The sequence below is a fragment of the Vibrio sp. YT-17 genome (assembly GCF_033337375.1).
Lineage (GTDB): Bacteria > Pseudomonadota > Gammaproteobacteria > Enterobacterales > Vibrionaceae > Vibrio > Vibrio alginolyticus.
In genome coordinates, this window is the sequence record NZ_JAWOQP010000006.1 from 147,309 (window position 1) to 159,605 (window position 12,297).

Here is a 12,297-nt window from a genome sequence, read left to right on the forward strand (position 1 = left end):
TGATTTGTATAAGAGTAAAAGGGTCAGATACAAAAAAGCACAACCCACAGTCATGGTGTTGTGCTTTTCAGATAATGAATAATTGGATTATCCCGTAGTGAGCCAATTCCTTATGTTCGCTCAACTAAGAACCGCTGTTTAAAATCCACAAATGCTTCATGGAGCGCATTTTCTTTAATCGGCTTGAGAAGCACGTAGTTCGCACCCGATTCCATAAAGGCGTCACTGGTTTCTTTCGCGGTGTCAGCAGTACACGCATAAATTGGCGTGCCTAGTTTCAGCTTTTGTCGGATCTCTTTGGTCGTTTCAATTCCACCAAGATGCGGAAGTTGGTTGTCCATCAGTATCAAATCGTAAGTATGATCTTTTAAGAATTCCATTGCTTCTAACCCATCTTTCGCCCAATCAACCTGCATTTTGTACTTGTTACAAAACGCTTTTAGAATGAATGCGTTAGTATGGTTATCCTCTACCAACAACACTTTGAGACTCTCTGCAAATAGTTCACCTGGCTTAACTCGCAAACTCGAATCAAGAGGGGTGAGTACTCGCTCACGATCTTTCACTGGCATTGTAATGACAAAAGTCGTTCCTAAACCTTTCTGACTGCGGACTTGAACATCACCTTCCAGCATGTCGACAAGGCTCTTCACAATGGTCAGCCCTAAGCCACTACCACCGTATTCTCGAGTCGTTGTTGCTTCTTCTTGAACAAAAGGTTCGAACATTTGGTCGAGTTTGTCAGACTCGATGCCGATACCTGTATCCGTAATTTCCACGACCAGCACGCTATTGTCAGCGCCATAGAACTGCTCCAGTTCCGCATGCAAGCGCACGCTACCCGAGGGCGTAAACTTCACAGAATTACTGACTAGGTTGAATAAAATTTGGTTCAGACGAACTTGGTCAGTAAAGATTTCAACATTGGGATCTATTTTGTTTTCAATGACAAGGTTGACGCCTTTACTTTCACAAATAGGACGATAAATGTTTTCTAACGTTCGAATTGTATCAGTGAAAGAAAACGGGTGCTTTTGGATATTAAACTTACCCTGCTCAATCTTCGAAAAGTCCAAAATATCATTCAAAACAGCAAGTAAGTGCTCACCACTATGTCGAAGTACGTCAATTTGGTTATTCTGCTCTTCTGTTTCCACAGAGTCTTTTAGCAATTGAGCAACCCCTAAAATTCCATTGATTGGCGTTCGGATCTCATGGCTCATTTTAGCCAGAAAGTCGGCACGGGCTTGAGCAGATTTTTCTGCTTCTTTGCGCGCCAAGTTACTCTGTTTTTCCGCCTCAATAAGCGTGGTTATATCCTGACCTTGAACAATAATACCGCTAATATCTCCATCAACTCGAATCGGCGATAAGTTCCAGCGATATACTTTGTCTCCAATTGGCACATTAACGCCTGTCAACGTAGCTCCCTGAGCCGCCATGCGAAGGTGTGGCATCAACTTTTCTTTGAAACCTTTGAACACTGGGTGCATGGTTTCAACATCGTTTTCCATGACTAACTCTTTGCGTGCTGCCGGATTGATTTGGACAAGCACACCCGATTCAGACCACACCATAATAGGTGATAACGCAAAGTTAAACAGGTCGCGGAAAGACCGCTTTTGTGCTTCAAGCTCTTCAAAAGTGTTTTCTAGTGTCGAACCAATATGATCGAATTCCTCAATATCTGACCCCTCAAAACGCTCAAATCCTTTTTCTTCACGAGCCGAGCGGGTATATGCCATCAGGGATCCTAACTCTTCAACTACTCGATTCTCGATCCATTCTTTAGTCATTAGCGCAATCATGACCATACCGATAACTGAGGCTAGCATTGCTAGCAGGTGTTGGATTTGCAATGTCACCACGCTCTGATTGTCTTGCACAGTAAGCAAGCACAAGTCAGTCTCGGCGGCATTTACCTCAATAGGGGTTTTGATGATCAATAATTGGTCAAGCTTGTGCTGGGACTCTCGTCGTTTGAGTACGTCAAATATTTGATAAGCCTCATCTCCTACTAATGAGCTTGCCAATGGTGTGTTGTTAGCGACCAACACAACATTGTCGACGTTGCCTTCATTTTTTAGCCTTTCCATCAACCCAAAGTTATTATCTAAAACAACAACATTGTAAGAGTACCCCATCACTTCACCGGTTTTAGGTTGTAAAACGGGTACGCGACGAAGTAACAGATGGCGAGTTCCCATCGGGGTCTGTGAGGGTAGATAATACCAGTTGTTGCTAAAGGTCACTTGACTGGCAAGTCGGCTAAGTATCAGGTTGTTGATGCCATAGAAATGCGCGTTGCCATCGTCCCAAATAATACCTTGATGATCGGTTAGGAAACGAAACTCCGGTGTATGGGAAGGATCACTCTGGTCAATACTCATGAAAAAGTAATTGAGTGCCTCTTCATCACGTTCTGTATAAAAATCCAATACAACATCACTTTTCGAATTGCTGTTGTGATGAATCTGAATCGCTGCAAAATGGCTATCAAAAATGTTCAGGATCAGGGCAGAGGTCTGCTGCTTGGTTCGGTCGACTTCCTGCCAAATAATCTGCTTCGAGAAGTAATAACTCTGAACAAAGATGCCTAGAATGATCGGAGCAAGTACGAGAATAATTATTTTGGTAATAAGCGTCGACAGTGAGCGACGCTTTCTTGTTTTTGATGTAGTTGTCATCAATTATCTGAGTATCTAAATGCACGTTTTCTTAATGCTTCAATTCTTTCTGGAGAGTCCGATTTGGTAACGACTTCAAAATCACCAGAGTAAACGGTGGGAACTGGCTTTCCTTCTAAATCCCACTTAATGGCCTCAGCCATTGCAATACCTGTATCATCGTTCATACGCATAACGGTAACGTCTAACTCCCCTTTAGAAAGCGCCTCTAACTCTGCTGAACCGCCGCCCCAACCATTGATCATGACATCATCACGACCTAACTCTTTAAGAGCGTCAACAGCACCTAATGCTACATCGGTAGAACACGCGTAAATGAAGTCAACGTCCGGATACTTCTCCAAACTGGCTTTTGCAGCTTCATACCCAGATTGCTTTGTTGCTTTGGTGTAGTAAGCAGATTGTAGTTCAAATTGATTATCGCGGTTCACTTGGTTGATAAAAGTGTTGCCTCTGATGTCACTAATGTAGCCCTCTGAGAAGTAGAGAACACTATAGTGGCTATGTTTAGGGAAACGCTTGCCAAACTCAACGGCCAATTCACGACTTCCTTCTGCGTGGTCGAAACCAACATAAAGAAACGGCTGATGATGTTCCCAATCCCTAACAGGTGTGGTGATATTTTGTAAAATTAACTTGGTTTTCTTTGAATCTAAGACATGCTCAACAAACTTACGATGTCTTGTGGTATCTAGAGTAAAGATCAAGTAATCGGAGTTGCTTTTCAGCGCCTCCATTAAAGACAAACTTTGCTGCTTTATATCTGCATTAGGACGAGTAAACACTTGATTTAGTTGATAGTCGATATCAAGCTTATCTAGGCGTTTTTCAAACGCATCGATGTTTCGAATCCAATAATCAGAGATCTGCTGCCCTGGATAAACAACAGAAATTTTCAGTGGACGCTTTTTGTCTTTTGCTACGGGTACAGGGGTTTCTCTTACCACTTCAGCCAACGCACTAGTTAACTGCTTCTGTTGTGGAAACTGGTCTAAAAACTCTTGATATGCCCAATACCCATTAAGAACTTGGGTGGCCTGCACATTCGGCGCAAAAGCGGCCATTGAAATCAGGGAGAATACTAACGCTTTTTTCATCTACTGCTCTTTTAGCTTTTTTATGAGCCTAATTCAGCTCTATTCATTACCTAGCCGAGTCATCCTATACTCTTGTAATCTACCTTCCTCTTAGTGCCTGTTTCAATAGTAAATTGGTTCTTGGTCTGAGTGGATGCAAATAAAGTACATTGAGTCGCTTCCTTTGTCTCGATAACGTAGAGACATTTCGCGCTTTTCATATTCAGGCCCTTTAAACAGAACACCAGCCCATTATGCGTCAGTTTATTCCTACATGGTACTCCAAAAACAAAAAGAAACCGCCAATGTGACATAGGCGGTTTCCGTGTATCTTTGCGTAGCAAGGGCTTATCAGAGTGCCACTATCTCTAACATCATTTGTTGATGTTCGTCGACGACAATATTTGCTTTTGACATAACGAGCAGCTCTTTTTTCGCTTTAGTTAGTTGCTTAATATAGTACTCTGCTCGCATGGCAAGCGTCTTTGACTCAAAATCCGATGACCATTCCAATACCAAAGGGCCTTTTCCCTTCAAAGCTTTCGCTCCTTTTCCGGTTTGGTGCTGATTGAATCTTCGTTCAACATCATTGGTAACACCACAATACAACGCGTTGCGGTTATTTCGTATCAGGTAGACACTCCAACGCTGCGTTGTATTTTCCATCATGAAAGCAGTGACTCAACCTTAGCTTTTAATTCATCCAGCTCTTCTTTCAGCTGAGCGACTTCGAGCTCTAGCTGACTTACTCGATCGGAGCTCGAGCTTGCAGCAGACACAGGCGCTGCAAGTTCGGACGCATCAACATCACCACAGAACAAATGCATATAACGCGACTCCCGCTTACCAGCCTCACGTGGTAATTTGACCACTAATGGTCCTTTCTCTTCGCTTGCTAAATGCTCAAGGACCGTTTCCACTTCTTTTACATCATGAAATGTCGCGAGACGATTAGTACGAGTACGAATTTCCCCAGGTGTTTGAGCACCGCGCAAAAGCATACAGCATACAATGCCCTTCTCCTGCTCTGTCAGCTTTAAATCACCAAATTCCGTATTACAGAAACGGTGTTGATACTTGCTGACGCGGCTGTTGAACGCACTTTCGTCACTGACGAGCCTGCGCTCAATAAGAGCATCAACGGCATCGAGAACGTCTGACTCAGAGAGTGACATCACGGGATCACGGTTGCTTTTTTGATTACACGCGTTGGTTAATGCGTTTAGGCTGAGGGGGTAAAGATCTGGGGTAGTGACTTCTTTTTCGATCAAGCAACCAATAACTCGTGCTTCAATTGCCGTTAGCTCAACTTTCATAATGCATTTCCTTATTATTTTTGCATTTGACTTTGTACCTAAATCGCTTCGAAATCATACTCCATAAATTCACACAGCAGTGCAAGAAGCGTTAGCGGTTCAGGTGTTGGTGTCAGGCTAAAGCATAGCGTAAGACCTGACACCCCTTACGAATAGGGTCAGGTATCAATGCTCCGAGAGAATCGGCACTCTCGTCAAATTGCCATCTTGGTCGACCATCATTATTTTTGAACGATTAAGCTCAACTTCGATGATTTCGAGTTGCTCACGGGCGTTGATATACGCCGTTTTTAACTTTTCAGCCACAGAGCGAGTGACTTGCTCATTATCTTGACTATTTACTTGCTCCGCAGTGTTACCAGAGTCCATATCAAGTTCATCATTTTGCATTCAATGGTGTTGATAATATAGTGAAGGCCACGTTATGACAATTAATCGATGGATTCTACGATGTTGGCCAAAACTCGAAGAAAGCAGCACGATTATATGGACACAGCGCAATTGGTTGAGAAATGTTCAACTCTGCATTGCTATTGATCTAAAGACTGTTATGCCACTGGATGTTGTGCTTTAATCGAGGAAGATATTCATAAAATTAGGAAAGAGAACTATGAGTAGCGTATTTGAAATCGTTAACCAAGCTCGTCGTAAAAACAAACTAAAACGTGAGCTTCTTGATAACGAGAAGAAAGTTCGTGATAACCGTAAACGTGTTGATCTTCTAGAAAACCTTCTAGACTACATCAAACCAGAAATGACTCACGATGAAATCGTCGCAATCATCAAAAATATGAAAGCAGACTATGAAGATCGTGTTGATGACCACATCATTAAAAGCGCTGAGATCTCTAAAGCACGTCGTGACATCAGCCGTCGCATTCGTGAGCTGACTGAAGAAGACAAGCAAACTAGCGGCAAAAAATAAACGCGTGAGCTAGATTTTCGAACCCCGAGCAAGAATATCTTCCTCGGGGTTTATTTTTGTCTCTAAACTAACCGCCGTGTACAATCAATCTAACTCTTATTCCTAACGCATTCAGCTTTCTATGTCTTCAACTACGACAAGTACACAACCAACGCTTGCAAAACAATTATTTACGATGACCTGGCCAATGCTTTTTGGCGTTCTGTCTTTAATGAGCTTTCAGCTTGTGGATAGCGCGTTTATCGGTCAGCTCGGCGTTTTACCGTTAGCCGCTCAAGGTTTCACTCTGCCTTTGCAAATGGTCATTATCGGCATTCAAGTCGGTCTAGGGATCGCAACGACAGCGGTCATTTCTAAAGCTCTTGGGGCGAATGAAAGCCAGTATGCCAAACAACTTGGCGGATTAGTATTGATGATCGGCTCAATTGGTGTCGCTATTTTTGGCGGGCTAATTTGGCTTTTGCGCTACCCCATTTTAGCTCTATTAAGCGCTCCAGAATCTGTTATGCCGATAATCGACAGTTACTGGCCTTGGTGGTTATTAAGCTCATGGACTGGTGCGGTTTTGTATTTTTATTACAGTATCTGCCGAGCTAATGGCAATACAATGTTACCTGGCACAATGATGATGATAACCAGCGGCGTGAACCTTGTACTCGATCCGCTATTTATTTTCACGTTTGACTTGGGTATTAACGGAGCGGCAATAGCAACCATCGTCGCTTTTGGGTTTGGTATTTTAGTCGTCGCTCCTCGCGTGAAGAAGAACCACTGGGCAACGACACAATGGCAAGATCTTAACGTAGCCAAAAGTGTTGCATCTATCGGTAACATTATGGGCCCCGCGATGATTAGCCAACTGCTGCCACCGTTGTCTTCCATGCTAGCAACAAAATTATTGGCGAGCTTTGGAACCGCAGCAGTCGCCGCTTGGGCGCTTGGTTCACGCTATGAGTTCTTTGCTATCGTTTCGGTCTTGGCGCTGACAATGTCTATGCCTCCAATGGTTGGACGCTTACTTGGAGCAAAGAACTATGAAGATATCCAAAGGCTCGTCAGTATTGCCGTAAAATTCATTCTAGGTTTCCAACTTTTGATTGCTGCCATTACATTTGCCGTCGCAAACCCACTCGCATTATTGATGACAAGTGATGTGCAAGTGGAGCAAGTCTTGGAAATGCATTTACTGATAGTGCCGATCAGTTTGGGTTCATTAGGGGTTTGTATGCTAATGGTTTCTCTTTGTAATGCATTAGGCAAATCTTACACCGCGCTCACTATTTCAGCGCTGCGCTTGTTTGTCTTTTTCCTACCGTGCTTGTGGGTTGGCGCTCAAATGGATGGAATCCGAGGTTTACTCTTAGGCGCTTGTATCGGCAACCTGTTAGCTGGTGTTTCCGCATACCTAACCTATCGCCAAACCATACGCAAACTCGCAGGCGCTCAAGCCAACGCACAACAATGAATAATCAGAACTAAGCCCCTGAAGTGGGGCTTTATCGTTTTGACGCCTTGTCTAAGTTGAAATGTTAGCTAGGCGAGTTTTAATTCACTAAAGAGCTCAAATAACTGGTTCGATTTATACGGCTTAGGTAAATAAGCATCCATGCCTGCCGCAAAACAGTTGTGGATGTCTTCTTCCAAAACACTCGCAGTGAGTGCGATAATCATCGTTTTTTCACGTCCTGCTTTCTTTTCCCAACGACGAATTTCTTTCGTCGCGGTCAGTCCATCCATCACGGGCATCATGCAGTCCATTAAAATTGCATCGAATTCTTCTCCCTTTGTGATGGCTTCTAACGCTTCTTGGCCGTTGCTTGTTATCAAATAGTCATAACCTGCTTTATCCAGAAAAAAACTCGCTATTTTCTGGTTCATCAAATTATCCTCCGCAATTAAGATCCTCCGATGAGAGCGCGACGCTCGATATTCAGAGCTGACAACATTATTGGTGACATTGTCACTTGATATAGTCTTTTCAACCTTAGCTAAATCATCAATGACATGCTTAAATCGATTGCCAAGGAAAGGTAATGTGAGTACGGCATGTACTTTTTCTGCATTTTCGTAGGGAGTGGATAAATGATGCTGGCAAATAATCACACGGCGAAGATCGTAATTAAATGATAGATTATCCAAGACTTCATCGGTATTAGCGTCGTTACTGTGGCACAGAAATATGACATCAAAGTCATCATTTATCGCTTGCACTTCATTCACATTATTAACGCCAAAGAGATTGATTTTCGCTAAGCGACACTCTTTTAATATTTGGTCGGCGTAGTCGTAATTTGAGCAGATCAAAAGCCCTTTATTAATCACCTCCGAACGCCAGCCAAACACCGGAATTGCTTCAACCTCAATCGAGAATTCAAAGCATGTGCCCACTCCTTTTGTAGATGTTGCTACGAGCTTGCCCCCCATCATCGACACAAGCTGACAACAAATTGCCAAACCCAACCCTGTACCGCCAAATTGCCTCGACACTCCTTCATCTTCCTGAGTAAAGGGTTCAAAAATCGTGGTTAACTTATCTTGATCAATGCCTATTCCGGTATCTTCTACTTTAAACGTCAGCACTCCACGTTCTTTCTCAAGTAACTCTTCATAACTAACATCAACGCATACATGCCCACTTTCGGTAAACTTAACCGCATTCGATACCAGATTCGTAACTACCTGTTTGACACGATGATCATCGACCATCACGCGAATGGGGATATTTTCAGCTAAATTAATACCTAACTTTAGCTGTTTAGATGTTGCTTTGGATTGGAATAAAATCATCGACTGATACACGACTTCTCGGATATCCGCTTCTATTAGTGACAGCTCCAATCGTCCAGACTCGATTTTAGAGAGATCCAATATATCGTTAAGTAAAGTAAGCAGTGTTTGAGATGAGGAGTCAATGTCATCAACAACTTCTTGTTGATGCGAAGACAACTCACTTTGAGAGAGTATTTCTGTCATGCCCATGATCCCGTTAAGGGGCGTGCGTATTTCATGTGACATGTTGGCAAGAAACACAGATTTTGCACGATTAGCCGATACTGCTGACTCTTTTGCATGCAGTATTTCTTCAGTTTGTCTCTGCATTTCTTCAACCACTCGATTCACTTGCTGAGCAAAAATGGTCAGTTCATCACTTCCATCAACTTTGACTTTTGTTTGCTTCTCTTTGGAGTTGATCAACGCGTTTAAAGTATGAATGATCGCATCGAGTTTGCTGTTAACTCGGAACCAAGTACTAAATCCGAGCCAACAAAGCAGGATAACCACTAAGGCGACGCCAAAACTGATCATCGCTATATTGGCCTTTTGTTCATGAACCTGCGTGAGAAGCGACTGCTCAGTTTGTTTGGTGAACCCATCAATGAGCACTTGTAAGCGCTGCACACGAAAATCGAGTTCTTTTAAATACGCGGCGTAGTCACTTTGTGACATGTCTCCTGACATTAATTGTCCGCGAGACGCCAAGTTTCTCTGATATCTCGGCGAAGTAAACAAGCCAAGCAATTTATCCACTTGCTCGTATGACCCACCTAAGTTTAAAAACGCATCCAAATTTTGCTGCTGTCTGTCAATCGCCTGATAAAACATACTTTGACTTAGCCGACTCTTAGGGTCTTGGACTAAACGGTTCGTCAGCCAAGCTTCTTTCTGTGTCCAAAAAGAGAGCTGAGCAAGGTAGGCAATAAAATTTTGCATGCGAATGCCATCGTCACTGCCATACCATTGATGATTTTGCAACAAAGAGCGCGACATATTTTGGAGCTGTTGAAATGCCCAATCACCCAGGTCGTCCATCTCACTCAATCTACCTGACAATACCCCCAGCATGGCTTCTTTCAGTTCATCAGCATACTCAGCAGTATTAGGGTTACTCACAAACTTTTGATGCAAAGAAGAAATAACTTCACCTTGTTCTTCAATATTAATGGCTGCAGAGACTTGAAGATCAGGCTGTCGGCGTACTTTCTCTATGGAGTAAATAAAGTGGGAGGCCTTGGATATCAATTGGAAACCTTGAATATTGCTAACCGTTTGATTGAGACGGCTCACGCGCAACGCATTATCAGAAAACTGCTGAACTGCAAACACCACTATTACCACAGCGGGTAATAGTGCGAGGAGTGCTAAGCGTGTTTTTATTGATAATCTCAACATCCATCAGCCTAATGGTTGATTTCATCCGTTTATTTAATATTAGACTAGTTTCTTGCATTGAAAGGCATATACGACATTGTTACTTTCAAACAACATTCACCTACCTAGATTATGGTTATTGTGAGTGTTTTATCATCGGCTAATGAAGTGGCAATTGTGATTCAAGTCATATTTTTTGATCTTAAAGTTGGATGCAAACAATAAAGTTTCACTCACAACTAAGAGTCGCATCACTTTTCAGGAAATCATCTATTGTATGTTTACCTATTGAGTTGCCTTATCGAGTTAAATCACACAAAAATGCAAAATATCAATTTTTGTCAACAAAAATAATTTGAAAGCAAACGTTATCATCGCAAAAAAAGTAAGTTACTTTCTAAATGTCAATACGTGAAAACCACTGCTTTAGTCACATTAATCCACCACTAACGTCCCCTTAAGTAGTGTTTTACACTGGATTTAATTTTCCTAGCAGAATAAGGACTCCGACCTTAGAATCCGCACACATAACTATTACAACCCGATTACATAACCCACCACACTCTTGCACGCTGCCGAAGAGGCAACAGCAGAGAGTATGGTTAGCCCCCAAAACGTGAAAGGTCTAATACAACAATGAGTCCAGAGAAATATCTCCAAGACTGGCAAACTAGCCAAACGATTGCTGAATCTATTTCCCCTCTAATTGGTAAGCTATATCGTCAAAAAGGAATCGAAGTGGTTCTGTTTGGTAAAACGCTTATTAATGCTACTACTATAGACATTCTCAAAACTCATCGCGTTGCAAGACGTTATACCGGTAACCCACTTTCGCTTGAGCACACGATGCCTATTATTCAAGCGCTTTGTGAAATGAGCATTTCTTCATGCCGTGTCGATGTTGGCCAATTGGCAACTATGTACTGGAATGAACATGACGATACAAGCTCTCTAAACGATTTCCTTATCACTGCACTTGATGGCGCTCGCGACGCAGATTCTTCATTGAAAGCGCGTGATGTGGTTCTTTACGGGTTCGGTCGCATTGGTCGACTACTTACTCGCCTTCTCATTGAGAAAAGTGGTCCAGGTTACCCACTAAGACTACGTGCGATTGTGGTTCGTGGCGGTAAAAAAGGCGATTTGGAGAAGCGTGCTAGCTTGTTGCGTCGTGACTCAGTTCACGGTCAGTTCAACGGTAGCATTGTTATCGATGAAGAGCGTAAAGCACTGATCGTTAACGGCAACTACATCCAAATCATCTACGCAAATAACCCAAGCGAAGTGGATTACTCAGCTTTCGGTATCAATAACGCGCTAGTTGTTGATAACACAGGTGTTTGGCGTGATTCTGAAGGCCTGAGCCAACACTTAGCGTGTAAAGGCGCAGAGAAAGTACTGCTAACAGCACCAGGTAAAGGTGACATCAAAAACGTTGTATTCGGTGTAAATGAGTCGGTAATTAAAGAAGATGACACCATCATCTCTGCGGCAAGCTGTACAACAAATGCAATCACGCCAGTCCTTAAGGCTCTGAACGATAAATATGGTGTTCTTTCTGGCCATATTGAAACCGTGCACTCATACACAAACGACCAAAATTTGATCGACAACTTCCACTCTGGTGACCGTCGCGGACGTAGTGCTTCACTAAACATGGTTCTGACTTCAACAGGTGCGGCAAAAGCAGTTGCTAAAGCATTGCCAGAGCTTGCAGGCAAGCTAACAGGCAACGCGATTCGCGTACCGACACCAAACGTATCTATGGCAGTCGCTAATCTAAACTTAGGTGAAGACGTAGACCGTGATTCACTGAACGATTACTTGCGTGAAATGGCGTTGAACTCTGAGCTTTCGGCACAGATTGACTACACCGATTCAACAGAAATTGTATCAACTGACTTAGTTGGTTCTCGTCATGCAGGCGTCGTAGATGGTCAAGCGACTATCGCACAAGACAAGCGTTGTGTACTTTACATCTGGTACGACAACGAATTCGGTTACAGCTGCCAAGTTGTGCACTGTATGGAACAAATGATGGGTGTTCGTTACCAAACATTCCCTCGATAGGTGAACTTTGCTCCACAACGTTAACCACATAGCGTAGCGGACAATATCTCATATTTGTTCTAAATAATAAGCGC

At 42.9% G+C, this 12,297-nt stretch carries 9 protein-coding genes; 3 read left to right on the forward strand and 6 right to left on the reverse strand.

All coding sequences use genetic code 11. The features are described 5' to 3' along the window. Positions 1 to 110 precede the first annotated feature (110 nt). The 5 genes from luxQ to R7F67_RS08270 form a co-directional block, all read right to left on the reverse strand. Positions 111 to 2,687, reverse strand: coding sequence for a quorum-sensing autoinducer 2 sensor kinase/phosphatase LuxQ (luxQ, locus tag R7F67_RS08250; protein ID WP_017635176.1), 2,577 nt, complete (start codon positions 2,685 to 2,687; stop codon positions 111 to 113). Then, entirely contained in the window at positions 2,687 to 3,784 is a 1,098-nt protein-coding gene (locus tag R7F67_RS08255; protein ID WP_005385634.1) for an autoinducer 2-binding periplasmic protein LuxP, read from the reverse strand. The genes luxQ and R7F67_RS08255 overlap by 1 nt, the downstream gene beginning before the upstream one ends. 330 nt (positions 3,785 to 4,114) lie before the next feature. Next, complete coding sequence (locus R7F67_RS08260; protein WP_053304534.1) at positions 4,115 to 4,432, reverse strand: GIY-YIG nuclease family protein; 318 nt, start codon at positions 4,430 to 4,432, stop codon at positions 4,115 to 4,117. Then, complete coding sequence (locus tag R7F67_RS08265) at positions 4,429 to 5,079, reverse strand: YceH family protein (RefSeq protein WP_005373594.1); 651 nt, start codon at positions 5,077 to 5,079, stop codon at positions 4,429 to 4,431. The genes R7F67_RS08260 and R7F67_RS08265 overlap by 4 nt, the downstream gene beginning before the upstream one ends. Before the next feature lie 165 nt (positions 5,080 to 5,244). Continuing rightward, positions 5,245 to 5,448: a hypothetical protein gene (locus R7F67_RS08270; protein ID WP_031777159.1), complete on the reverse strand. Its 204-nt coding sequence runs from the start codon at positions 5,446 to 5,448 to the stop codon at positions 5,245 to 5,247. 241 nt (positions 5,449 to 5,689) lie between these two features. On the opposite strand from R7F67_RS08270, the gene R7F67_RS08275 reads away from it, so the two are divergent. Continuing rightward, on the forward strand, positions 5,690 to 6,004 hold the full coding sequence (locus R7F67_RS08275; protein WP_005373603.1) for a DUF496 family protein: 315 nt from the start codon (positions 5,690 to 5,692) through the stop codon (positions 6,002 to 6,004). Between the two features lie 121 nt (positions 6,005 to 6,125). Further along, the gene (locus R7F67_RS08280) at positions 6,126 to 7,469 is read left to right on the forward strand and encodes an MATE family efflux transporter (RefSeq protein WP_017635172.1); all 1,344 of its coding nucleotides are present in this window, start codon (positions 6,126 to 6,128) and stop codon (positions 7,467 to 7,469) included. 68 nt (positions 7,470 to 7,537) lie between these two features. On the opposite strand, the gene R7F67_RS08285 is transcribed toward R7F67_RS08280, so the two are convergent. After that, positions 7,538 to 10,174 carry an ATP-binding protein gene (locus tag R7F67_RS08285; RefSeq protein ID WP_318057147.1) on the reverse strand — a complete coding sequence of 879 codons (2,637 nt, stop codon included), beginning with the start codon at positions 10,172 to 10,174 and terminating at the stop codon, positions 7,538 to 7,540. A gap of 615 nt (positions 10,175 to 10,789) precedes the next feature. On the opposite strand from R7F67_RS08285, the gene R7F67_RS08290 reads away from it, so the two are divergent. Beyond that, the gene (locus R7F67_RS08290) at positions 10,790 to 12,223 is read left to right on the forward strand and encodes a glyceraldehyde-3-phosphate dehydrogenase (protein WP_025767937.1); all 1,434 of its coding nucleotides are present in this window, start codon (positions 10,790 to 10,792) and stop codon (positions 12,221 to 12,223) included. The last annotated feature ends 74 nt before the right edge of the window (positions 12,224 to 12,297 follow it).